Below are 24,273 nucleotides of genomic sequence, written 5' to 3'. Positions count from 1 at the left end.
TTTCCCCAATAACGCGTGTTAAAGACTGTCAGCCTTTTCCTGCAAAGGAGGCGACAGGATTTTTTGTCAGTAATTTTTCTGCAATCAACATCAACATGACATTTGGCACAACCAGCATTAAAGAAATAACCGCCGCATTGGGTCGAATAAAGTTATAACCCAGATAAGAATACAGAATGGTAGGGACGGTAATAAAATCGGGTGAGCCAACAATGAAACTTATGGCGAACTCTTCTATTGATAACGTAAAGACAATAATTAATGCAGCAAATATTCCCGGTCTGATGGTGGGCAGGCAGGCCACTAAAAAACGGTTGATCACCGAAGCGCCCATATCTCGTGCTGCATCGAGCGTGTCCTGGCGTATCTGCGAAAATGACAGGGTCAGAATGCGCACGGCATAAGGCATCAAGATAATAATATGCCCCAGCAAAATGCCACCAAACCGGCTGTGAATGCCCGCCACGTTGAGCAACATGGAAAAAAACAGCGCGACGACAAAGCCCGGAACGATAAGCGGCAGTAAGATCGCATTCTGTAAAAGGTGTTTGCCCGTAAACGACATTCTGCCAAACGCCCACGCGGCAGGCAGAGCCAACATCAGCGTGCAGACGGAGACGGTTGCCGCCAGTAAATAGCTGTTCCTGAGCGCCTGGGGTAACGCGGTCGTGGTCCATACCTCCACCCAGCGTCCCAGTGAGAGAACCGGCGGCAGGGCATCTGGCCATGCCCACGGATGGGTTTTATCGACCAGTGACCACAGGACGGTCAACATAAAGGGAATAACCAGCCACAGCATAAACAGGGCGGTGATAAGGATCATCATGACGATTCGCAGCGGGGATAACGTCTCTCTGGCTTTCATTATCTCTGTTCTCCGGCTTGTTGTAGCCACTTCGCCAGGGTGGCAAGCACCACTGCACCGATAAAAGCCGCCAGCATCAAAATTACCGCGACAACGGCCGCAAGATTCCAGCCCTGCGCGCTGATTTCAGGGAAGCGCAGCATGTATTGCGAAAGAGAGAACACGCTGGTTGGCCCCGCAACGACCTGAAATGAAAAGTCACCCAAGGCGCCGATGAAGATCAGCACCAGCGATACCTGAACGGACTTGATAGATAAGGGCAGGATGATCTGTAACAACCGGGCAGTCTTGCCGGCGCCTAAATCCCGTGCGGCATTAAAAATTTCGTCACCAATCGCGCGCAGGCTGCCGGTAATGATAAGCAGCGCATAGGGAAGTTGTTTCCAGACCTGCAAAATAATCACGCCAATTCCCCAGCGGTCATTCTGCATTCTGATGGGGTGCGAGATGATCCCCAGCTTGAGCAAGCCCAGGTTAATAAAGCCCTGCCAGGAAATCAGGTTGATAAACAGCAGCGCAGCCACCAGCCCGTGTACCATCAGCGGGGCTTTGAGTAAGCCGCCCATCAGCATCGAGCCGGGAAACGGCTTTCTCAGCCACAGTGCCAGCGGAATCGCCAGGGCAACGGACAGCACTGCACTCAGCACGCCGATTCTGAGCGAATAGCCTGTCGCGCGCCACAGCTGGCTGTCATTCAGAATGGTTTGCCAGTACTGAAGCGTGAAGTGCGCCGGTGCGCCAAAATTAAACAGGCCAACGGATTGCGCTAACGCCATGATCACAATCAGCACCAGAGTGATGATGACCGGCGCGACCGCAGGCAGGACCAGCAACCAACAGAGCCTGTTCCGGTTGCGCGTTTTCATGAATAGCTTTCCCGTAAAAAGCGGATCTTGTCTGGCGCAATAGAGAAATTAACGTTGTCACCTTCGCGAATGTGGTTTTTACCGACCAGCTGGATACACCACTGATATTCCGTTTCTTCATGGCCCAGCGGATGAACCTGGAGTTCAGAAAGGTTGCCCAGAAAACTCACCGCACCGATCTCGAAGGCCAGCGTGTTTTTCCCGGCACTGTGTTCGCTGAGTAAGGCATCCTCAGGGCGCCAGAAGGTATAGACCTTGTCCGAGACGGGCGGCACATGGCTATGGATCTCCATTTCGCCCAGTACGCACGCAATGCGATAAATACCGGTGCTGCTGTCGCTATCCACTACGCGGGCTTTCATGACGTTAGCCTGACCGACAAAACCGGCGACAAAGCGGTTTACCGGGGAATAATAGATCTCATCCGGCGTACCGGTTTGTTCAATTTTTCCGGCATTCATGACCACTACAATGTCAGACATCGACAAGGCTTCTGCACGGTCGTGGGTAACATAAATGGCGGTAAACCCATGGGAGCGCTGAAGCTGTCTGATCTCCAGTCGTACCTTGTCGCGTAATTTGGCATCCAGATTTGACAGCGGCTCATCGAACAACACGATTTCCGGACGCACGGCCAGCGCTCTGGCAAGCGCCACGCGCTGCTGCTGACCGCCGGATAACTGCGCGGGCAGTTTAGGCAAATGCGCATTCAGCGATACCTGAGCGGCGGTCTGCGCGACGCGATCGTGAATGTCCGTTTTCGCCATCTTCATTTGCTTGAGGCCAAACCCGATATTTTCAGCAACGGAAAGGTGAGGAAAAAGCGCATAGGACTGAAAGCACATCGCCGTGTCGCGATGTTCAGGTTTTACATGATGCATGTCCTGCTGGTGGATCAGTACTTCGCCACTATCAAGACTGTAAAAGCCGGCAATAACTTTAAGCAGCGTGGTTTTGCCACAGCCAGATGGGCCAAGCAGGGAAACAAATTGTCCTTTTTTGGCCTGCAGTGAAATGCCGTTCAGCGCGACAAAATCGTCGAACGTCAGCATGGCATTGTGTATTTCTAGCGTGTTCACGTTGGGCTGCTCCGTCATATAATGCCAGGGACTTCTTAATTAATGCGAGACGCATAATAATTTGCTGTAGTGAATTTAAGCAATTTCAGACAGGTTAAGAATTTATTAAGTTTTTAAAACCTATATATAACAGTTAAATGAAGGGTTACTTTGAAATCGTACGTTTAACGCGCTAACTATTTTAATGCGTTGTGATTAATATTTGAGGCGAAGAACAAGGTTGTTGTATCAGCAAGCGCACAGAGGGCAGGACAGCGGGGGAACGCTGTCCTGAAATGCAGTGATGAGGTAAGCCGGGGGCAATGCGTGGTCAGGCGGGAGTAAAACGAGGGTGAGGGATAAACTGGGCGGAAAGGCGGTTCATTTCAGCCGTACCGACACTAACATGTGTACTGCTTTTTTCCTGTGTGCCGGCAAGATGCGCATCCAGTCCGGCCGCTTTACAGAGTGCATAACCCGCAGAAACGTCCCACATGCTGCTAAAACATTCCTGATAACCGTCAACGTAACCCAGCACGCTAAAGGTTAAACCTACGGTGGCACAGCGATAGCGCACCACATTCCAGCCGTCGTCCCGATAGGCCTTTTCAAGACAGAGCTGATGGGTGAAATCCCATGATGGACTATCGCCAATCGCCACGGTTTTCAGCGCCTCGGCGACCACTGGCCGTTCAAAGGGTTCACCATTCAGATAAACCCCTGTCTCTTTGCCGCCGCTGACCATGAGGTTTAATACCGGATGGACGATCACGCCCATAACCGGCTCGCCATCGTGCACATAGCCAACAGAAATCCCCCACAATGACGAGCCGCGCAGGAAGTTACTCGTACCATCGATAGGATCAACAGACCAGTAGCTGGCGCTGAGCTCACCGCCATGCTCTTCCCCAACAACAGAATCCTGTGGGAAATGGTGTTCCAGGCGCTGCCGAATCAGATTTTCCACTTCCCGATCGGCTTCACTGAAGACATCCTGCGGCCTTTTTTCGCAGATCGCTAATTCACTCAGCTGTCTGAAATAGTCAAGAGCCAAAAGTGAAGCCTCTTGTGCGATGCGTTCAGCAACCTTTAAGCGCGTTTCCATTGTTTACCTGATGTATAAGAAGAAGCATGTGAATGAAGACAGAACCCTACGCACATGAAAGTGCCCATCCGGACATAAGGCTCGCTTTTAATATAATGCTCATTGCATGATATTAGAGTGTCTCTCCGTTATGTTTCACTATTATGATGCTTTTATGATCGGGAAAAACCGGGCCGGAGAAGCTGAAAAGCAGCACATTTTATTAAAACGTAAAGGCAGGGGCCTTTACTATTCGTACTGCATAAAAGCATGCTAGGGTATTAACAGAACCCATTATTAAATACGGTGAGGACAACGCTGTGGTTCATGGATATTCCGCTGGTCATGAAGTCGAACTTAATCGCAGTGAAAAACTCATTCTTGAGCTTGTCCGCCGCAACGATGGCATTTCCCGCTCCTCGCTGGTTTCGCAAACCATTCTGAATCAGTCATCTGTTCACCGCATTGTTGATACGCTGACCGAAAACGGCTTTCTCAGCCTGGGGGAATCACCGTCCCAGGGAAGAGGCAAGCCCAGCCCATCGTTATCACTGAATGCGAATGCGCGTTACGGTTACGGCATCTCTATTAACTCAGACAGCGTTGCCGCCAGCCTGATTAATTTCCGGGGCGGTATTACAGAATACTGCGTACTGGATACGCATCCGCGCGATCCTGCCCGTACATTACTCAACATCAAACATCACTATCTGGATACCTTGAAACAATACGGTATTTCGCCAGACAAAGTCTGTGGTGTGGGATACAGCATGGCGGGCTTTCTTTATGAATCACGAAAGTATTTCAATCCGCCTGAACCTTTAAAAAACTGGATGGGCATCGATCTGCGCCGTGAAATTACCATGTTATTTGATCGACCAGTATGGATTGAAAATAACGCCACAACGGCGGCGCACGCTGAAGCCTTTTTAGGCGCCGGGCTGAAATACGATACCTTTGGCTATCTCTCTTTTAATTATGGTTTTGGCGGTGGCATCGTGATTAACGGTAAACCGTTCCAGGGTGCGTTTGGAAATGCGGGGGAGATCAGCCGTATTTTTACGCCGGAAGAGGGCAAGCTGCGCCCGGCCCTGGGGATCTTGATCGATCGGTTACGTAACGGTGGTATTGAAATTAAAGATATTCGCGATCTCAATCATAAATTCGATCCGGCCTGGCCGATTGCGCAACAGTGGGTAGAAGACGTCACGCCAAACCTGCATCGGGCAATGGATGCCATGAATGCGGTGATCGATCCCGGAGCCATCATATTAGGGGGCGAGATTCCCCGTAAGCTGGGCGAAATGTTTTTAGCCATGCCGCGCATCAGTTCGGGTAAACGCTGGAACATTTCTGCGGAATATCCGGATATTCTGCTGAGCGAGATCGAAGGGGACAGTTCGGCGCTGGGCGCGGCGTTGACGCCGCTGCGGGAGACCTATTTTAATTGAGGCTGCTGCCCGCAGACCACAGGGTCAGCGGGCAGCGCTACGTTATGCGCGTAAGCGGATTAACGCATCGTCACAAACTCTTCTGCCGCCGTCGGGTGAATCGCCACGGTGTTATCAAAGTCTTTCTTGGTCGCGCCCATTTTCAACGCCACCGCAAAGCCCTGCAGCATCTCGTCCATTCCGCCGCCGATGCCGTGAATACCCACAATCTTCTCCTCCGGGCCGACGCAGACTAACTTCATGCGGCACGGCTGGCGATGTTGGGTCACCGCGGTATACATTGCGGTAAAGGACGATTTGTAGACTTTTACCTGGTCATCACCGTACTGCTCGCGCGCTTGCGGCTCCGTCAGGCCCACGGTGCCGATCGGCGGATGGCTGAACACCACGGTAGGAATATTGCTGTAATCCAGGTGCTCATCGGGTTTGTTATTAAACAACCGCTCAGACAGGCGACGACCTGCCGCCACCGCTACCGGCGTCAGCTCAACGGCGCCGGTGTTATCACCAACGGCATAAACGCCTGGCACGTTGGTATTCTGGAATTTATCGACCTTAATATAGCCTTTTTCATCCAGCGCAACGCCCGCCGCCTCGATATTCAGGCTGTCGGTTTCCGGCACCCGGCCAATCGCCCAGACCAGGCAATCCACGGTGTATTCACTGCCGTTTTCCAACTGCAGCGTCAGGCTACCATCGGAATTTTTCACGACGGCTTTTGGTGTCGCCTCGGTATGCAGCGTTGGGCCTTCCGCGTTCATGACCTCAACCAGCGTATCGGTAATCAGCGGATCAAAGCTGCGCAGCGGGGCATGTTTACGGACGAATAAATGGGTTTCCGAGCCCAGCGCATTGACCACGCCTGCCAGCTCAACCGCGATATAACCGGCACCGATCACCGCGGTCCGTTTTGGCAGCGCATCAAGTTCAAAGAAGCCATCTGAATCAATTCCGTATTCCGCTCCGGGAATAGAGGGATGGCTCGGACGTCCGCCGGTGGCGATCAAAATATGGTCGGCCGTAATGGTTTCGCCATTGACTTCAACGGTATGCGCATCAATAAAACGGGCAAAACCGGTGATGACATCGACCTTATTTTTCCCCAGAACATTGTCGTATGATTGGTGAATACGGTCGATGTAGGCGCTGCGGTTTTTGACCAGCGTGCCCCAGTCGAAGCGGTTTACCGTGGTATCAAAACCATAATCAGGCCCGTAAAGATGAATGGCCTCGGCGATTTGCGCGGCATGCCACATGACTTTTTTCGGCACACAGCCTACGTTGACGCAGGTTCCGCCCAGCGCTTTGGCTTCTATCAAGGCACACTTCTGGCCATAGCTTGCTGCACGGTTAATCGAAGCAATACCGCCGCTGCCGCCGCCGATGGCGAGATAGTCATAATGTCGGGTCATTGAAGTATCATCCGGTTACATGGAAATTGATATAGAGTGTAACGCCGCAGGGCACGGTGTCGCAAAAATTGCGCCTATGATTGTAACAGGCCATATTTTTCCACTACTTACAGAGAAGCATAGCATGCACCTGACTTTTCTTGGCACGGGCGGTGGCGCGCCCAGCTTGCAGCGTAACGTCACCGCCATTGCCTTCACCCGGGCAAGCAGTGGCGACACCTGGCTGTTTGACTGTGGTGAAGGCACTCAGCTTCAGTTTATGCGATCCGATCTTAAACCCGGCAAGCTCGATAAAATCTTTATTACCCATTTGCACGGTGACCATATTTTTGGCCTGCCGGGCCTGCTCACCAGCCGTTCAATGGCCGGGCTGACCACGCCGATGACGGTTTACGGCCCAAAAGGACTGAAAGCCTTTGTTGATAGCGCACTTTCCCTGTCCAGCTCGTACACCGACTATCCGCTTGAGGTGATCGAGATTGCGGCGGGCGAGGTGCTGGATGATGGCGAGTTTCGTGTCACGGCCTGGCCGATGAATCACACTATTGACTGCTTTGGCTATCGTATTGAACAGCGAGACAAGCCCGGCTTTCTGGATGCCGCACGTCTCAAAGCGGAAGGTGTGCCACGTGGCCCGTGGTATCAACAGCTGAAGCAGGGAGAACGTATTACGCTGGAAGATGGACGCACCATTGATGGCGCGGCATATTTGGGGCCGTCCACCAAAGGAAAAACCCTGGCGATTTTTGGCGATACGGCACCCACCGAGGTGGCGTTACAGCTGGCGGCCAATGTGGATGTGATGGTGCACGAAACCACGCTGGAGGATGCGCTGGCGGAAAAAGCCAACGGGCGCGGTCACTCAACTACCGTGCAGGCCGCTACAGTAGCAAAGCAGGCCGGTGCAAAACGGATGATCGCCACGCATTTTAGCTCACGCTATCTCGCCAGAGATATGACGCGTTTGCTGGCAGAGTGCCAGGCCATTTTCCCCGAAACCGAGATGGCGTATGACCTGGCCGTCTTTACGCTGTAACGACTAATGCATCAGTGCCGGGTAGGTAAACAACAACAGATGAACCATGTTGAGTGCAAAATGGCAGGCTGTTGCCAGCCAGAGCCGGCCGCTCCAGTGCCAGACCAGGCCATAAATGAGCCCGGCCAGTCCGGCAAATATCATCAGCAGTACGCCGCCGGACGCATGCGCCAGGCCAAACAGCAAGGCGGTGGCCACCAGGGCGATTGTGCCGCCCCATTTCTGGCGCAGCCGCTGCTGTAGATAGCCACGAAAAAATGCTTCTTCTGCCAGCGAGACAAAAAACAGGTTGGCCAGTGCGAACGCGCCCAGCCAGTCAGGCAGGTGTGGCTCAAACGCCAGGCCACCCAGTCCTACCGCGCTGACTAACAGCAGCGGAATCGCCGCCACGGGTACCAGCCATAACAGAGGCGTGCGCGGTGGGTGCGCCTCAGCTTTGAACAGCGTCGGCATACAGGCCAGCAACAGGAAGGGGATCAGGGCTTTGTCAAAATTAAATGAAAAAGAGAAGGGCAGGCTGCGTGCGCCTACCTGAACGGCATCGATTTGACGCGGATTGTTAAAGCCGGGAATAACATGCAGCAGCAGCGCAGCGGCCATCACGACCAGGAGCACCTCGCTTATGCCCTGCCACAAGCGACTGCGGCGATCGTAAATACGAAACGCGACCAGCGCTGCCACCGCAGCAAAAACGAGGGTAACGGGCCAGTCCAGCACGTTCTGGTACACACCCAGAGCCGTTGCCAGTGCCAGCAGTAACAGAGAGAGGCGTTTCGCCGGTTGCAGAGCCGCCAGGGCGCCTGCCAGAATAATCCACATAAAAATGACCTGCGATATCACGCCGCCGTAACTGAACCGGCGACGCTAAACGGGAAAGGCGTTATTCAGGAACGATCTGGTTTACGCTGAAATGACCTGTACCTGCCGGTACCAGTTTCTGGTGTAACCACGGCAGCAGCGTATTCATCTGATCGGCCAGCTTCCAGGGGGGATTGATCACAATCATGCCGGAGGCGGTCATCCCGCGCTGATCGCTGTCAGGACGCACAGCCAGTTCAATTTGCAGGATATTTCGAATGCCGGTCGCCTGCAGATCGCGCAGCATATGCTTGATTTGCTGACGCATGACAACCGGATACCACAGGGCATAAACGCCGGTGCCAAAGCGCTTGTGGCCTTCCTGAATGCCTTTGACGACCGCCTGGTAATCACTCTTCATTTCATAAGGTGGATCGATCAGCACCAGCCCACGGCGTGAAAGCGGGGGCAGCTTTGATTTTAACTGCTGATAGCCATCGGCCTTTTCAACGCGCGCGCGGCTGTCTTTACTGAACTCAGTGCGCAGCATGGGAAAATCGCTGGAATGCAGCTCGGTCAGTTGAATCTTATCTTCCGGGCGGAGCAAGTGGCGGGCGATCAGTGGGGAGCCTGGATAGTAACGCAGCGTTCCACTGCGGTTCAGGGCATGAATCGCATCAAAATAGGGTTGCAGCAGTGCGGGCGCATCCGGCTGCTGCCAGATGCGTCCAATGCCTTCCAGATATTCGCCGGTACGCTCTGCATGCTCGCCGCTCAGTTGATAACGTCCTGCGCCTGCATGTGTATCAAGATAGAAAAACGGTTTTTCTTTCTCTTTCAGGGCGGTGATGATGAGGCTTTGTACGGTGTGCTTAAGCACATCGGCATGGTTGCCGGCGTGAAAACTGTGGCGATAACTCAGCATAAAAAAGGGGATTTCCGCGGTTGAAGCTAAAAATAGTGATATTGGCCCGATTATACCGACAGACGGGAATAATTGCTGGCATTTCGCGCATCCGTCGCCCGCGAGGCCGGTTTTCCCTGTTCAGACCGCTTTACACTTTGCATAGCAATCTGCCACAGGCTGTTAACCTCCGTTACGTATTCAGCGACAGGAAAGTGATAGCCTGTTTTGGCGTCGGCTATGATTGATCTCATTGTCAGAAGGATCACTATTCGCACCATTGTTGAAATCACCGCCGGTCGCGCCATTGATTTTCGTGATATCCGACCGCATGTTAATTAAATTGCGTCGCGCGAGCCGTCGCGCCCCACACATTGTTAAAGGACTGCGCTATGACCAATCCGTTACTCACCTCGTTCACACTTCCCCCGTTTTCAGCGATTAAGCCTGAACATGTGGTGCCCGCCGTAACCGACGTTTTGAATGAATGCCGCGCAATGGTGGAAAAAGTGGTGGCGCAAGGCGCACCTTACACCTGGGATAACCTGGTTCAGCCGCTGGCAGAAACCGATGACCGCCTGAGCCGTATCTTTTCACCGGTCAGCCATCTGAACTCGGTTAAAAACAGTCCGGAACTGCGCGAAGCCTACGAACAAACGCTGCCGCTGCTGTCTGAATACAGTACCTGGGTGGGCCAACACGAAGGGCTTTATCAGGCCTACCGCGATCTGAAAGAAGGCAGTCATTATGCTTCGCTGGATCAGGCAAAGCAGAAAGCGGTCGATAACGCACTGCGTGATTTTGAGCTTTCCGGTATCGGTCTGGAAAAAGACAAGCAGCAGCGTTACGGCGAAATTGCCGCGCGTCTTTCCGAGCTGGGCTCGGCCTACAGTAACAACGTGCTTGATGCCACAATGGGCTGGAGCAAGCTGATTACGGACGAAAGCGAGCTGGCGGGCATGCCGGAAAGCGCGCTGGCCGCAGCGAAAGCCCAGGCGGAAGCCAAAGGGCAGGAAGGCTGGTTACTGACGCTGGATATCCCCAGCTATCTGCCGGTCATGACCTATTGCGATAATGCCGCGCTGCGCGAAGAGATGTACCGCGCCTATTCGACCCGCGCCTCCGATCAAGGCCCTAACGCGGGTAAATGGGATAACGGTCCGATTATGGCGGAAGAGCTGGCGCTGCGGCACGAGCTGGCGCAGCTGCTGGGCTTCGACTCCTTCGCGGATAAATCCCTGGCCACCAAGATGGCACAGAGCCCGGCACAGGTGATCGATTTCCTGAACGATCTGGCCGATCGCGCCCGTCCACAGGGTGAGAAAGAGCTGGCGCAGCTGCGCGCTTTTGCGCAGAAAGCGTTCGGCGTAGAAACCATGAACCCATGGGATCTCAGCTACTACGGCGAAAAGCAGAAGCAGCATCTTTATACCATCAGCGATGAACAGCTGCGCCCTTACTTCCCGGAGTCGCGTGCAGTGTCCGGCCTGTTTGAAGTGGTGAAGCGCATTTACGGTATTACCGCGAAAGAGCGCACTGACGTCGATGTTTACCATCCGGATGTCCGCTTCTTTGATCTGTTCGATGAAAGCGGCGAGCTGCGCGGCAGTTTCTATCTCGATCTCTATGCTCGCGAACACAAACGCGGCGGCGCATGGATGGACGACTGCGTGGGCCAAATGCGTAAAGCGGACGGGAGCCTGCAAAAACCGGTGGCTTACCTGACCTGTAACTTCAACCGTCCGGTAAGCGGCAAGCCTGCGCTGTTTACGCATGACGAAGTGATTACCCTGTTCCACGAGTTCGGTCACGGCCTGCACCATATGCTGACGCGCATCGAGGCAGCGGGCGTGTCCGGCATTAATGGCGTGCCATGGGACGCCGTGGAACTGCCTAGCCAGTTCATGGAGAACTGGTGCTGGGAGCCGGAAGCACTGGCGTTTATTTCGGGGCACTACGAAACCGGTGAGCCACTGCCTAAAGAACTGTTGGATAAAATGCTGGCGGCGAAAAACTACCAGGCGGCGCTGTTTATCCTGCGCCAGCTGGAGTTCGGCCTGTTCGACTTCCGCCTGCATACCGAATTCAATCCGGAAAAAGGTGCACAGATTCTCGAAACCCTGCGCGAAGTGAAAAGCAAAGTCGCCGTGGTCCCCAGCCCGGAGTGGGGACGTTTCCCTCATGCCTTCAGCCATATCTTTGCGGGTGGCTATGCAGCGGGCTATTACAGCTATCTGTGGGCCGATGTGCTGGCAGCAGATGCCTATTCGCGCTTTGAAGAAGAGGGGATTTTCAACCGGGATACCGGGCAGTCCTTCCTCGACAATATTCTGACGCGCGGCGGGTCAGAAGAACCGATGGAGCTGTTTAAACGCTTCCGCGGCCGTGAACCACAGCTGGATGCCATGCTGGAACACTACGGTATTCAGGGATAAGCCGTACGTGAAAATCTGTTTGCTTGATGAGACAGGCGCCGGTGACGGCGCCTTACCTGTTTTAGCCGCACGCTGGCAACTGACGCACTGTGATGACGCCGCGCTGGCGCTGGTGAAGACCGCCACACATCTTGAACTGCGCAAACGGGATGAGCCCAAACTGGGGGGCATCTTTGTGGATTTCGCCTCCGGTGCCCTGGCACATCGACGTCGTTTTGGCGGTGGCCGCGGTGAAGCCGTCGCGAAGGCAGTGGGGATAAAAGGGACCTACCTGCCCAATGTGGTGGACGCCACCGCCGGATTAGGACGGGATGCCTTTGTGCTGGCCGCGCTGGGCTGTCGGGTTCGCATGCTGGAGCGCCATCCGGTGGTGGCCGCACTGCTGGAGGACGGGCTGACGCGTGGCTATGAAGATGCAGAAATTGGCGGCTGGCTGCGCGAACGCCTGACGCTGATTCATGCTTCCAGCATTCAGGCTCTGACCGATATTACCCCGCAGCCGGACGTGGTATATCTCGATCCTATGTATCCCCATCGGCAAAAAAGCGCCATGGTAAAAAAAGAGATGCGGGTCTTTCAGTCGCTGGTGGGGGCGGATGAAGATGCCGACGCACTGCTGGCACCGGCTCGCCGTCTGGCAAAGAAACGTATTGTGGTGAAGCGTCCCGACTACGCGCCACCGCTGGCCGGTGTTGCCACGCAGTCTGCGGTGGTCACCAAAAGCCACCGCTTCGATATCTATCCGCCTCTGTCTTAATCGTGGTTTTAAGCCGGTCGGCACCTCAGTCGCACCGGCTTAACGCTCGCGAATTATTCATCCTCTTCGTCACGCAGCGGCACAATCAGCATGTCGATGTGCACGGTATTGATCAACTGGCGGGCAGACGACATCAGCTTGCTCCAGAAGTCCTGATGATGACCGCACACCACCATGTCCACATCGTATTTCTTAATCGCATCCACCAGCACCTGCCCCAGGTCGCCACTGCCGCTCAGGGTTTCGGTGATAGGGTAGCCCGCGGCATCGGACAGGCTTTTTAGCGCCAGATGCGTTTCCTCAGAAATACGCTTTTGCATATCTCCCAGGTTGACATCAATCAGGCCGGTGTAGAGATCCGAGTAATTAACATCGACATGAATCAGCGAGATTTTTGCGTCGTAAGGGCGCGCGAGTGAGACAGCTTTATCCACTAACAACTGGCTTTCTGGCGAAAGATCGACTGCAATCAGGATATGTTTATAAGCCATGATATTACTCCTTCCACGAGATTCAGAATGGCAGCGGTTTCCAGACGCGTCACAGTTGCGAAATCCATTGCGCGAACGGGCGATGAGCGCCACCGAGATGATTAATGTACAGCACAGGCGATGATGTTGTTATACCTGAAAGTATAGCCCTGTGTGTTAACAAATGCTTCTGAAGCCGCCTGGGTTGTGAATAAGATCAATGATGAACGATTTTTACTCGTATAAAACGAAAATCCTCGCTGGTAAAAAATTGAACATTTCTCCTAAACTGGAAAAAGCAGCCTGCGTCACACGGTTGCTACTTTTCTGATGATTCAAAATAAAACTACAAATCGCTTTACGGGGTTGTTGGCTAATTCTGCAGGGACTGTTCAACAGGGTGCGCGCTCAGCACCCTGCTGCGGTGCCGGTAAGGAGGATGACATGATCAGCACTATCGCGCTTTTTTGGGCTCTTTGTGTGGTATGTATTGTGAATATGGCGCGCTATTTCTCATCGCTGCGTGCGCTGTTGGTGGTTCTGCGTGGCTGTGATCCGCTGCTCTATCAGTATGTTGATGGCGCGGGATTTTTCACATCCCATGGTCAGCCCGGCAAGCAGGTGCGGCTGGTGCGTTACATCTGGGCTAGGCGCTATCTTGATCATCATGACGACGAATTCATTCGCCGGTGTGAGCGGGTGAGAGGTCTGTTTATCTTAACCAGTTCACTGTGTGGATTGGTGATTATCAGCCTGATTGCGCTGGCCATCTGGCATTAAAAAGGGCGACCGAAGTCGCCCTGGTATGCCGCCGAATCAGATGAGTTTCAGCGCTATCCAGTAGAGCGAACCCGATAACAAAATACAGACCGGCAGGGTAAATACCCACGCCATGGCGATGTTTTTGATGGTTTTGCCCTGCAAGCCGCCGCCGTCAACCAGCATGGTGCCGGCAACGGAAGAAGAGAGGATATGCGTGGTGGAGACCGGCATGCCGGTGTAGCTGGCGATGCCTATCGACACGGCCGCCGTCACCTGCGCAGACATGCCCTGCGCATAGGTCATGCCCTTCTTACCAATTTTCTCACCGATGGTGGTGGCCACGCGACGCCAGCCGATCATGGTGCCGACGCCTAATGCCAGCGCAACCGCCATGATGATCCATACCGGCGCGTACTCAATGGTGTTCAACAGATCGCCTTTGAGCTTGCCCAGGAAACGTTTATCGTCTGGAGAGGTTTCCGGCAGCTTCGCCGCTTTATCGGCGGTGTCGGAAATACACAGCAGCAGGCGACGCATCTGACTACGCTGCTCGACGGACAGATCGCTGTAGCTTTGCAGGTTGTTCAGCAGCAACTGAGCACGTTGCACGGCCTGCAGCGCACGAGCACTGTCGCAATGAAACTCTGTCGATGATACCGGCGCCACTTCTTCCGGGGTGGGCAGCTTAGGCGGCGCCATCTCGATGATGTGGTTCAGTGAGGCCTGGTGCTGTTGATAATACTGCTCAAGATGATTGACCGCATCCCGTGTACGCGTAATGTCGTAACCCGATGCGTTCATATTCACCACGAAGCCGGCTGGCGCAACGCCTATCAGAACCAGCATGATCAGGCCAATGCCTTTCTGCCCGTCGTTCGCACCGTGTGAATAACTGACACCAATGGCGGAGATAATCAGTGCCGTGCGCGTCCAGAAAGGCGGTTTTTTCTTGCCATCAATCTTCTCGCGATCGGCGGGCGTCATATGAATACGCGCACGCTTTTTGGTGTTACTCCAGTAACGGCGGAGAAGAAAAATTAGGCTGCCCGCAATCACCAGTCCGACAATAGGGGAAAGAATCAGAGACAGGAAAATATTCAGCACTTTCGGGATGTTAAGCGCATCAACGACCGATGTGCCGCTCATCAACGCGTTCGTCAGGCCAATGCCGATAATCGCGCCGATTAAGGTATGGGAACTGGACGCGGGCAGGCCCAAATACCAGGTACCCAGGTTCCAGATAATCGCCGCCAGCAGCATGGAAAAGACCATGGCGAGACCGTGGGCCGATCCGACATTCAGCAGCAGATCGGTAGGCAGCATATGCACGATAGCGTAAGCCACGCTTAATCCGCCGAGCAATACACCAAAGAAGTTGAAGACGCCTGCCATTAAAACGGCAAGCTGCGCCCGCATGGCACGGGTATAAATGACCGTCGCAACCGCGTTGGCCGTATCATGAAAGCCGTTAATTGCTTCGTAAAACAATACAAACAGCAGAGCAAGTATCAGTAACAGGCCGGTGCTAAGATCTAGACCAGCAAACAGATGTAGCATAGACGTTACGCCATTTTTGGAGGACATGAACGCGGCGCATTATCCGCGACAACATGCTGTCTGGGAAAGGAAAATATAGTCATGATTTGGACTAAAAGTGTCAATTAACCCGGTGAACGGATACAAAAGCTATAAAAATTAGCTGGTTACATTGTGACATATTTACGGCAAAATTTTGACACTGGCATCCACAGGAGCAGATCACTACAATCTGCCCCTCTCTTACCTGGTGGGCAAAAGCAGTGGAACAGTTTGACGTTATCGTAATTGGGGCAGGCGCTGCCGGGCTTTTTTGTGCTGCGCAGGCCGGACAGCGTGGTCGCCGCGTGTTACTGCTGGATAACGGCAAGAAGCCGGGACGCAAGATTTTGATGTCTGGCGGTGGGCGCTGCAATTTCACCAATCTCTACACTGAACCGGCCGCCTACCTGTCGAATAATCCCCACTTTTGTAAGTCGGCCCTCGCGCGCTATACCCAATGGGATTTTATCGATCTGGTGAATCGCCACGGTATCGCCTGGCATGAGAAAACCCTGGGGCAGCTGTTTTGCGATGATTCTGCCCAGCAGGTGGTCGATTTATTAATGGCCGAATGTGACAAAGGTGGTGTCACCGTTCGGCTGCGCAGCGAAATACTGAGCGTAACCCGGGATGATGCGGGCTACAGCCTGCAGCTCAACGGCAGCGCGGTTCAGGCTGAGAAGCTGGTCATTGCCAGTGGCGGCCTTTCCATGCCGGGCCTGGGTGCATCACCGTTTGGCTATAAAATTGCTGAGCAGTTTGGGCTGAAGGTGCTGCCCACGCGCGCGGCGCTGGTGCCCTTTACCTTACATAAACCACTCCTGGAACAGTTGCAGACGCTGTCAGGCGTTGCGCTGGATACGACCATTGCGGCAAAAGACGGCACCCTGTTCAAAGAGGCGATGTTGTTCACCCACCGCGGCCTGTCCGGCCCGGCAGTGTTGCAGATTTCCAGCTACTGGCAGCCGGGCGAATACCTCACTGTGGACCTCTCTCCGGCCACCCGTCTTGAGGATTTCCTGACGATTCAACGTGAGGCGCATCCGAATCTGAGCCTGAAAAACAGCCTGGCGAAAATTCTGCCCAAGCGCCTGGTGGAGGTCCTACAGGATATGAACGTCGTGCCGGATGTGACGCTGAAGCAACTTAACCGCAAGCAGCAAACAGAGCTGGTGCAGACGCTGCATGGCTGGCAGGTTCAGCCTAACGGCACCGAAGGTTATCGCACCGCCGAAGTGACCCTCGGTGGCGTTGATACTACTCAACTGTCATCGAAGACGATGGAAGCGCGGGACGTACCGGGGCTGTATTTTATCGGTGAGGTGGTGGACGTGACTGGCTGGCTCGGCGGCTATAATTTCCAGTGGGCCTGGAGTTCGGCCTGGGCCTGCGCCCAGGCGCTGTAAGGTCGCCATCTCGCCCTGCACTCAGGCATAACGCGAAACCGCATAGTCCGCATGGGCAATCTCGGGCGGTTTGCCTGAAATCACATCACTCAACAGCTGGCCGGAGCCGCAGGCCATCGTCCAGCCCAGCGTACCGTGGCCGGTATTCAGCCACAGGTTGCTGAAATGTGTATGGCCGACGATGGGCGTGCCGTCAGGCGTCATGGGACGTAACCCGGTCCAGAAGGTTGCCTGCTCAACGCGACCGCCACGGGGATAAAGGTCGTTCACTACCATTTCGAGTGTTTGCCGTCTGGCAGGCAGCAGGGTGTTGCTGTATCCCACAATTTCCGCCATACCGCCCACGCGAATGCGATCATCAAAGCGCGTAATGGCAATTTTGTAGGTTTCATCCAGCACCGTGGACACCGGCGCGGCTGACGCATCGGCAATGGGGATCGTCAGCGAGTAGCCTTTGAGTGGGTAAACCGGAACAGACATGAGTGGCCGGAGTAATGGCGTGGAGTACGAACCCAGCGCCATGACGTATCCGTCCGCCGTCAGCGTTTCGCTGCCACAGGTCATACTGCTGATCCTGTCTCCCTGTGTCAGCAGCGCATCCACGGTTGTGTTAAAGCGAAAGTCGACGCCCGCCTCGCGCGCCATTGCCGCAAGCCGCTGGGTAAATAACTGGCAATCGCCGGTTTCGTCATTAGGCAGTCGCAGCCCGCCGGTCAGCTTATGCTTAACCGCCGCCAGCGCCGGTTCAACCTCGGCCAGTTGTGAGGCTTCCAGCAGTTGATAAGGAACGCCGGCGTCCTGCAACACGGCGATATCGCGTGCCGCATTGTCAAACTGCTGAGCGGTGCGAAACAGCTGCAGCGTGCCGCCCTGACGCCCTTCATATTCAATGCCCGTGCTGGCCCGCAGTGCTCTGATGCAGTCCCGGCTGTACTCTGCCAGCCTGACCATTCTGGCCTTATTTTCGGCGTAACTCTGCGGATTGCAGTTTTTCAGCATTTGCATCATCCAGGCAAGCTGAAAACGTGAGCCATCCGGGCGCACGGAAAGGGGAGCATGACGCTGTACCATCCATTTCACCGCCTTTAAGGGAACGCCCGGCGCAGCCCAGGGCGCGGCATAGCCTGGGGAAATTTGCCCGGCATTGGCCGCGCTGGTGCCTAATGCCGGACCGGCTTCTTTATCAATCACGGTCACCTGATGTCCGGCCTGCTGCAGATACCAGGCGGTTGTTACGCCCACGACACCACTGCCGAGTACAATAATTTTCATTTTGATCGTTATCCTGCATGCGTTATCGCTCAATGGCGCAGGCGTTGCCTGGGCCATCTGTTCTCGTTGTGGCTTATGCCTGACCCCGGTTTTGTGCCTGCCAGCATCGCACCGCGCTGCCTTTTTCCTGCGACAGAAGTAACTGAGGCGCCTCGCAGCCGCTGGTGGCTTGCGGACAGCGGTCGCGGAAATAGCATCCCGTTGGCAGGTGGCGGTTACCCGGTAGCTCGGTGTTCAGCGGCGCGCCATCCAACACTGCGCCGATGCGCGGCACGGACGCCATCAGTAGCTGGGTATAAGGATGTTGCGGGGCGTCAAGGACGCGCTGTGTTTCACCCAGCTCCACAATTTGTCCCAGATACATGACTGCAACGCGATCGCTCATATGGCGCACGACCGACACGTTGTGCGATATCAGGATATAGGTCAGGTTTTGCTGTTTTTGCAGTTCTACCAGCAGATTCAGAATCTGCGCCTGAACAGAAATATCCAGTGCCGAGGTCGGTTCATCCAGCACGATAATATCGGGCTGCGATGACAGGGCCCGGGCAATCGCGATGCGCTGACGCTGGCCGCCGGAAAACGCATGCGGCGGACGGTCCAGATATTCGGGGCGAATACCGACCTGGTGAGCCAGTGATTCCGCCAACGCGCGCCGCGTTTTTTCTGAAGCACGCGACTGAATCCACACCGGCTCGGTGATAATGCGCCAGACGGGCAGGCGGGGGTCGAGTGAAGAGAGCGGATCCTGAAACACCATTTGCATGCGACGTCCCCGGTTATCGGCAGGCGCTGTTGCCAGTTCGAGCTGGCCTGAGGTTGGGCTGAGCATGCCCATCAACAGTTTCGCCAGGGTGCTTTTTCCACAGCCGGATTCGCCAACAATCCCCAGCGTTTCTCCCTGTCTGACCTCCATATCCAGGCCATTCAGCGCATGGACCTGTTCCATGACTTTGCCGCGCCAGTTCTTTTTGGCCGGGAAGGTGACATGTACGTTTTGCAGCGTAAGCAGAGCGTCAGACATGCTGCGCCTCCTGTTGTGGATACCAGCAGGCAACCTGCTGCGCGGCGTTGTCGGTAGTATGCAAGCGCGGCGTGGTGGTGCAGCGTTCTCCTGCCGCAAAACAGCGATCGCGAAAGGCACAGCCTGCGGGTAAACAGGCCAGATTAGGCACGGTGCCGGAAATGGATGCCAGCGGAGCACGCGGTTCAATCGCGTCAGGCGAGCAGGCCAGCAGACCAATGGAATAGGGATGGCGTGGTGAACGCAGCACGGTTTCAGTGACGCCGCTTTCAATGACGGACCCGGCATACATAACGTAGATCCGATCGCACAGCTGTGAAACCACAGCCATATCGTGACTGATAAACAGCACGGCGGTGCCGGTCGCTTCGGCTTTTTGTTTCAACAGGCGCAGTACCTGCCGCTGAACGGTAACATCCAGTGCGGTCGTGGGTTCATCCGCAATCAGCAGGTCTGGCTCACAGGAAAAGGCCAGGGCAATCATGACGCGCTGACGCATTCCGCCTGACAGTTCAAAGGGATAGCGCTCCATAACGTTCTTCGCATCCGCAATTTGCATATCGCCCAGCAGCGTAAGCGCCCGGGCTTTTGCCTCACGGACAGACAGAGGACGATGCTGTCTGATCACATCGACCATCTGTTTGCCAATGCGGCGGGTCGGATTCAGCGCGGTCATGGGCTCCTGAAAAATCATGGCAACACGATTGCCGCGCATTTTGCGCATGTCCACTTCACTGGCGGCGAGGACATCCTGACCCGCCAGCTCCAGCCTGCCGCCTTTGATGTGATAGCTGTGTTCCGGAATGAGCCGCATCGCCAGCATGGCGGTGACGGATTTCCCCGAACCTGATTCGCCGACAACGCCCACAATCTCGCCGCGATTGATGTGCATTGATACGCTATTCAGCACGTTCACCTCTCCCTGATAAACCGGGAAGCTGAGACGTAAATCCTCGATCGTCAGAATTCTTTCTTGCATCAGTTACGTCCTCCCGCTTTGGGGTCCAGCAGGTCCTGGATGCCATCGCCAAACAGATTGAATCCCACCGCTGTGATCAAAATCGCGGCCCCGGGAAAGGTGCAGTACCACCACTGGTCAAGAACATAGTTACGTCCGTTAGCCACCATTGCCCCCCATTCCGCCGTCGGTTGCTGAGCGCCCAGCCCGATAAAACCCAACGTGGCCGCCATCAAAATGGCGCTGCCAATATCCAGGGAGGCCTGCACCACCAAGGGCGGCAGAGCATTGCGCAGGATATGCCAGCTAATCAGGTGCCAGCGCGAAGCACCGAACGTTTTTGCCGCTTCAACAAAGGTATGCTGTTTGACGATTAACGTCTGACCGCGCGCCAGCCGGACATAGAAAGGGATGCGCACAATGGCGATAGCCAGCATGGCGTTGAACAGGCTCGGCCCCAGCGCGGCAGCCAGCGCCATGGTCAGTACCAGAGAAGGAATAGACAGCATGATGTCCATCAGGCGCATAATTATCGCATCGCTGCGGCCACCTAATACGCCGGACAGACAGCCCAGTAACGAGCCGCTTATGCCTGCCAGCAGCACGACCGCCAGCCCTGCCGCGACCGACTGCTGGCTCCCCACCAGGACACGGCTGAACAGATCCCGCCCCACCTCATCAGTCCCGAACCAGTGCGCGGCACTGGGTGGCTGGAGGCGATCGGTCAGGCTAATGGCGTTGGGATCGTGCGGCACAATCCACGGTGAAAACACCATTAATCCCAGCATCAGCGTGATGATGGCGGCACCCAACAGGGTCAGAGGGCTTTTACTTAGCATCCACAGGCGGCGTTTCCAGGCGAACAGGCTGGGTTTTACCTGACGCACGGCGGGCTGCTCTTGCGTTATCATCATGTTCTACGCTCCCCGACCCATTCGCGGGTCAATCCACAGATAAAGAAGATCCACGAACAGGTTTACCAGCACGTAAGCAAAGGAAACCACGATGGCGAAGCCCATCACCGCCGGGAAATCAAGCGCCTGAATAGAAGACACCACATACGCGCCCATACCTGGCCAGGCAAACACGGTTTCGGTTAATACTGCACCATACAGCAGGTCGCCTAATGCCAGGCCCAGTACGGTTACGGAGGGAATCAGGGCATTGGGCAGGGCATAGCGCACGACGATAGTCCATTTCGGCAGCCCGCTGGCCAGCGCGGTACGAATATAGTCTTCGCTCAACTGCTCCAGCATGGCCGAGCGAATCTGGCGCGCCACAATGCCAAGGTGAACAAAGGCCAGGGTGGTGGCAGGCAGGATCAGATGCTGAAGCGCATTAAAGAAGACTTCGATGTTGCCTTCCAGCAGGGCATCGATCAGATAGAAGCCGGTAACGCGCGCAGGGGGATCGAGCCAGTCATCCAGCCGTCCGCCGCCGGGCAGCAGGTTTAACTTGCCATAGAACAGCACGATCGCCCCCAGGCCCAGCCAGAAGGCCGGTGTGGAAATCCCGGTCAGCGCCAGCAGACGAACCAGATGATCGAGCCAGCGGTTACGATACACCGCAGAGAGCACGCCCAGCGGCACGCCAACGAGCAGGGCGATGGTCAGGGCACAAAAGGCCAGTTCCAGAGTCGCGGGAAAAAACGCCCGCAGATCGTCCAGGACCGGGCGACCTGTCCGGATAGAGGTGCCCAGGTCGCCATGTAACAGCTGCTCCACATAACGGATAAATTGTTGCCATAACGGTAAATCCAGCCCCAACTGCTGACGGATGTGCTGGACGATTTCATCACTGGCGCGGTCGCCCGCCAGCAGCCTGGCAGGATCCCCGGGAATAAGATGCGAAATAATAAATGTAATGACGCAGACGCCGGCGACCACCAACAGTAGTCCCCAGCTACGCTGTCTTAATAAACTCCAGTAACTCATCATGTCTTCCTCAGCAGGGCCAGGCAGGCCCTGCATGAACGGGCGTGAGCGGTGTTATTCTTTATGCATGGTGGCGATGTTAAATATTTGCTCGAGCATCGGGTTAAACACGTAGCCTTTAACCGATTTGTTCATCGCAACCTGATAATTTTTCTGGAATAAGTAAACGTAAGCTGCATCGTTAATCACGATATTTTGCGCTTGCTGGTAATCGGCAGTCCGCTCAGCCTGATTCGTGGTCGATACCGCTTTTTTCAGCAGCGCATCGACTTCAGGGTTGGAATAAAAGGAGCGGTTACCCGGCAGGCCTTTTTTGTCTGACGCAAACCAGTAATTCATAAACATGTAGGGATCGGCGAAGTCCGGGCTCCAGTTACCAATCGCGATGTCATAGTCTGCTTTACCGATGCGCTCACGCATGGTGGCGTTGGCCAGTTTTTCCAGCTTCACATTGATGCCAATAGCCTGAAGGTTGGCCTGCATCGACAGGGCAATCGGCTCCCAGTTGGGATCGTTGTCAGAATAGAGGAACGACAGCGACTGCGGTTTAGTGGCCACTTTATCCATCTCCGCTTTGGCTTTCGCAAGATTAAAGCTGTACTGCATGGCCTTGGCATCGTAGCCCCACATGCCTTCCGGAATCGGTCCACGCATCTGTTTACCGTTGCCGCCCAGAATGCCCTGCACCATTCCCTGATAATCGGTGGCCCAGGAGATCGCTCTGCGCAAATCGGGCTGGTTCAGAGGCGGTTTACTGTTGTTGAGATAGAGATAGGTCACGCGCAGAGCGGGATAATCCCGCACTGCCACCTCATTTTGCTTTTTCAGGGCGGCAAACTGGTCCATCGGCAGGGCGTCCGCAATGTCCACATCACCTTTTGCCAGCTGCAGGCGTCGGGCCGAACTTTCACTGATAATCTTTACGGACACGCGCTTAAAGGCAGGCTTAGGTCCGGAGAAATGTGGATTCGGCACCAGCACGAGCTGCTGACCTTTCTGCCAGCGCTGCAGCATGTAGGCGCCAGAGCCCGCGGTATGGTCGGCCAAATAACTGCGCGCGTCGTCAGCGGCATTCGCTTTCAGCACGGCAGGGTTGATGATGGAAGCGCCGTCGTTAGCGAGAGTGTAAAGGAAAGGCGCAAACGGCGTCTTCAGTGTGAAGCGCACGGTAAGCGGGTCCACGATCTCAACGTTGAGATCGGACGGGAACGCTTCTGAAGGCCCCTGCTTAATGCGCAGCAGGCGCTCAAACGACAGCTTAACGGCCTCCGCGTTAACGGCTGACCCATCCGCAAACGCGGCGCCGGGACGTAATTTAAACGTCCACACCTTTCCGTCCTCGCTGCTCTGCCAGCTTTCTGCCAGATCGCCTTCAACGTCTGTCGAACCCTTCCCGTCCTCGGTTTTGTATTTGATCAATCGTTGGTAGGCAGGATAGGTAACGGTCCAGTCGTTATTATCGATAGTCACGGCAGGATCAAGCGTCTGGGGATCGGCAGCTTTACCTATCACCAACATGTCTTTGGGAACCGCCGCCAGGACGGATGTCGTGGTGGCAGCAAGGGTCATGGCCAGTAACAAAGGGCGAAAATAGCCGGGTGCTGTGTGCGTCATTTTCATGGTAATACTCCGTCAGTCTGGGCTGGGGATATGCAGGTAAAAACATCATTGAGCAGCGGATAACGGGCCGCTTCCGGTAATTCGAAATGCCACCATTCCGTGGCAATGCCAGTGAAGCCGCCGCCAAACATCACGGCATTAAGCAGCAGCCTGTTACGTTGAGCCGTTAGCGGTACGTCGGGATGATAGGGATGGGACAACGCCTGCATTTCATCGAATCCGGTACCCATATCCAGGATCTGACCTTCGGCATCGACCAGCGTGACGTCAATGGCGGTACCACGACTATGGTTGGATCCTTGCGATAAAGGCACCACGTAATTCTGATCGGGGCAGGCGTGCCACAGCAGCTCCTGGGCTTTTTGCGGGCGATAGGCGTCCAGCACCAGCAGACTCAATCCGGCCACTTTTGCGATAGCGATGCTTTTCGCCAGCGCGCTGACCGCATCGGGGTGCAGCAGACAGCGGGCGACGCTGTAGATGGGCTGTCCCGTGATGTTATCGGCGGTGGCATATTTCAGGTCGATAGTGAGCGCGGGAAAGGCCGCTGCAATATCGACCAACTCTGTTTCCTGCATCATGC

At 55.0% G+C, this 24,273-nt stretch carries 22 protein-coding genes; 6 read left to right on the top strand and 16 right to left on the bottom strand.

All coding sequences use genetic code 11. The features are described 5' to 3' along the window. Positions 1 to 28: 28 nt before the first annotated feature. From NYE92_RS13705 to NYE92_RS13690, 4 genes are all read right to left on the bottom strand, one after another. Positions 29 to 865 (bottom strand): ABC transporter permease, encoded by an 837-nt coding sequence (locus NYE92_RS13705; protein ID WP_014594835.1) that lies wholly within the window; start codon positions 863 to 865, stop codon positions 29 to 31. Further along, positions 865 to 1,731, bottom strand: a complete 867-nt coding sequence (locus tag NYE92_RS13700; protein ID WP_105080817.1) for an ABC transporter permease — start codon at positions 1,729 to 1,731, stop codon at positions 865 to 867. The genes NYE92_RS13705 and NYE92_RS13700 overlap by 1 nt, the downstream gene beginning before the upstream one ends. After that, complete coding sequence (locus tag NYE92_RS13695) at positions 1,728 to 2,828, bottom strand: ABC transporter ATP-binding protein (RefSeq protein ID WP_014604801.1); 1,101 nt, start codon at positions 2,826 to 2,828, stop codon at positions 1,728 to 1,730. Before NYE92_RS13695 ends, NYE92_RS13700 begins: the two co-directional genes overlap by 4 nt. A gap of 292 nt (positions 2,829 to 3,120) precedes the next feature. Then, positions 3,121 to 3,894: an inositol monophosphatase family protein gene (locus tag NYE92_RS13690; protein WP_228225488.1), complete on the bottom strand. Its 774-nt coding sequence runs from the start codon at positions 3,892 to 3,894 to the stop codon at positions 3,121 to 3,123. 299 nt (positions 3,895 to 4,193) lie between these two features. Between NYE92_RS13690 and NYE92_RS13685 the strand changes: the two genes are divergently transcribed. Next, complete coding sequence (locus NYE92_RS13685; RefSeq protein WP_014604803.1) at positions 4,194 to 5,324, top strand: ROK family transcriptional regulator; 1,131 nt, start codon at positions 4,194 to 4,196, stop codon at positions 5,322 to 5,324. Between the two features lie 59 nt (positions 5,325 to 5,383). Here NYE92_RS13685 and gorA read toward each other — a convergent pair whose 3' ends face one another. Further along, positions 5,384 to 6,736 carry a glutathione-disulfide reductase gene (gene gorA, locus NYE92_RS13680; RefSeq protein ID WP_029570766.1) on the bottom strand — a complete coding sequence of 451 codons (1,353 nt, stop codon included), beginning with the start codon at positions 6,734 to 6,736 and terminating at the stop codon, positions 5,384 to 5,386. Positions 6,737 to 6,860: 124 nt separating this feature from the next. On the opposite strand from gorA, the gene rnz reads away from it, so the two are divergent. Beyond that, positions 6,861 to 7,772: a ribonuclease Z gene (gene rnz / locus NYE92_RS13675; protein WP_014604804.1), complete on the top strand. Its 912-nt coding sequence runs from the start codon at positions 6,861 to 6,863 to the stop codon at positions 7,770 to 7,772. Between the two features lie 3 nt (positions 7,773 to 7,775). Here the strand turns inward: rnz and NYE92_RS13670 are convergent, their stop codons facing one another. Together NYE92_RS13670 and NYE92_RS13665 are read right to left on the bottom strand one after the other, a co-directional pair. Next, positions 7,776 to 8,591: a CPBP family intramembrane glutamic endopeptidase gene (locus tag NYE92_RS13670; RefSeq protein WP_105079947.1), complete on the bottom strand. Its 816-nt coding sequence runs from the start codon at positions 8,589 to 8,591 to the stop codon at positions 7,776 to 7,778. Between the two features lie 61 nt (positions 8,592 to 8,652). Then, positions 8,653 to 9,495, bottom strand: a complete 843-nt coding sequence (locus tag NYE92_RS13665) for a 23S rRNA (adenine(2030)-N(6))-methyltransferase RlmJ (RefSeq protein ID WP_013027606.1) — start codon at positions 9,493 to 9,495, stop codon at positions 8,653 to 8,655. A 371-nt stretch (positions 9,496 to 9,866) separates the two neighbouring features. Between NYE92_RS13665 and prlC the strand changes: the two genes are divergently transcribed. Both prlC and rsmJ read left to right on the top strand, forming a co-directional pair. Continuing rightward, positions 9,867 to 11,909 carry an oligopeptidase A gene (prlC, locus tag NYE92_RS13660; protein ID WP_015699358.1) on the top strand — a complete coding sequence of 681 codons (2,043 nt, stop codon included), beginning with the start codon at positions 9,867 to 9,869 and terminating at the stop codon, positions 11,907 to 11,909. A 7-nt stretch (positions 11,910 to 11,916) separates the two neighbouring features. Further along, complete coding sequence (rsmJ, locus tag NYE92_RS13655) at positions 11,917 to 12,666, top strand: 16S rRNA (guanine(1516)-N(2))-methyltransferase RsmJ (RefSeq protein ID WP_041455812.1); 750 nt, start codon at positions 11,917 to 11,919, stop codon at positions 12,664 to 12,666. A 53-nt stretch (positions 12,667 to 12,719) separates the two neighbouring features. Here the strand turns inward: rsmJ and uspA are convergent, their stop codons facing one another. Further along, the gene (gene uspA / locus NYE92_RS13650; protein ID WP_014604808.1) at positions 12,720 to 13,157 is read right to left on the bottom strand and encodes a universal stress protein UspA; all 438 of its coding nucleotides are present in this window, start codon (positions 13,155 to 13,157) and stop codon (positions 12,720 to 12,722) included. A 423-nt stretch (positions 13,158 to 13,580) separates the two neighbouring features. Here uspA and uspB point away from each other — a divergent pair, with 423 nt between their 5' ends. After that, a complete protein-coding gene (gene uspB / locus NYE92_RS13645; RefSeq protein ID WP_014604809.1) occupies positions 13,581 to 13,916 on the top strand; it encodes a universal stress protein UspB in 336 nt (111 codons plus the stop codon). Positions 13,917 to 13,952: 36 nt separating this feature from the next. Here uspB and pitA read toward each other — a convergent pair whose 3' ends face one another. Further along, on the bottom strand, positions 13,953 to 15,455 hold the full coding sequence (gene pitA, locus NYE92_RS13640) for an inorganic phosphate transporter PitA (protein ID WP_128392450.1): 1,503 nt from the start codon (positions 15,453 to 15,455) through the stop codon (positions 13,953 to 13,955). Positions 15,456 to 15,697: 242 nt separating this feature from the next. Between pitA and NYE92_RS13635 the strand changes: the two genes are divergently transcribed. Next, complete coding sequence (locus tag NYE92_RS13635) at positions 15,698 to 16,882, top strand: NAD(P)/FAD-dependent oxidoreductase (protein WP_014604810.1); 1,185 nt, start codon at positions 15,698 to 15,700, stop codon at positions 16,880 to 16,882. Positions 16,883 to 16,903: 21 nt separating this feature from the next. Here NYE92_RS13635 and NYE92_RS13630 read toward each other — a convergent pair whose 3' ends face one another. The 7 genes from NYE92_RS13630 to ddpX all read right to left on the bottom strand — a co-directional run bounded on the left by NYE92_RS13630 (position 16,904) and on the right by ddpX (position 24,271). Beyond that, the gene (locus NYE92_RS13630; protein WP_014604811.1) at positions 16,904 to 18,154 is read right to left on the bottom strand and encodes a D-amino acid dehydrogenase; all 1,251 of its coding nucleotides are present in this window, start codon (positions 18,152 to 18,154) and stop codon (positions 16,904 to 16,906) included. Positions 18,155 to 18,227: 73 nt separating this feature from the next. Continuing rightward, the gene (locus tag NYE92_RS13625; protein ID WP_072138373.1) at positions 18,228 to 19,178 is read right to left on the bottom strand and encodes an ABC transporter ATP-binding protein; all 951 of its coding nucleotides are present in this window, start codon (positions 19,176 to 19,178) and stop codon (positions 18,228 to 18,230) included. Further along, positions 19,171 to 20,157, bottom strand: coding sequence for an ABC transporter ATP-binding protein (locus tag NYE92_RS13620; protein WP_013027597.1), 987 nt, complete (start codon positions 20,155 to 20,157; stop codon positions 19,171 to 19,173). The genes NYE92_RS13625 and NYE92_RS13620 overlap by 8 nt, the downstream gene beginning before the upstream one ends. Then, complete coding sequence (gene ddpC, locus NYE92_RS13615; RefSeq protein WP_014604813.1) at positions 20,157 to 21,050, bottom strand: D,D-dipeptide ABC transporter permease; 894 nt, start codon at positions 21,048 to 21,050, stop codon at positions 20,157 to 20,159. The genes NYE92_RS13620 and ddpC overlap by 1 nt, the downstream gene beginning before the upstream one ends. 3 nt (positions 21,051 to 21,053) lie before the next feature. Further along, a complete protein-coding gene (locus tag NYE92_RS13610) occupies positions 21,054 to 22,070 on the bottom strand; it encodes an ABC transporter permease (protein WP_029569247.1) in 1,017 nt (338 codons plus the stop codon). A gap of 54 nt (positions 22,071 to 22,124) precedes the next feature. Continuing rightward, positions 22,125 to 23,690: an ABC transporter substrate-binding protein gene (locus tag NYE92_RS13605; protein ID WP_014604815.1), complete on the bottom strand. Its 1,566-nt coding sequence runs from the start codon at positions 23,688 to 23,690 to the stop codon at positions 22,125 to 22,127. Then, positions 23,687 to 24,271, bottom strand: a complete 585-nt coding sequence (gene ddpX, locus NYE92_RS13600) for a D-alanyl-D-alanine dipeptidase (protein ID WP_013027593.1) — start codon at positions 24,269 to 24,271, stop codon at positions 23,687 to 23,689. Before ddpX ends, NYE92_RS13605 begins: the two co-directional genes overlap by 4 nt. Positions 24,272 to 24,273: the final 2 nt, after the last annotated feature.

The sequence above is a fragment of the Pantoea sp. B566 genome, from assembly GCF_024793925.1.
GTDB classification, from domain to species: Bacteria; Pseudomonadota; Gammaproteobacteria; order Enterobacterales; family Enterobacteriaceae; genus Pantoea; species Pantoea ananatis.
The sequence above is the reverse complement of the archived record's forward strand: the minus strand, read 5'-3'. Positions and strand labels throughout refer to the sequence as shown.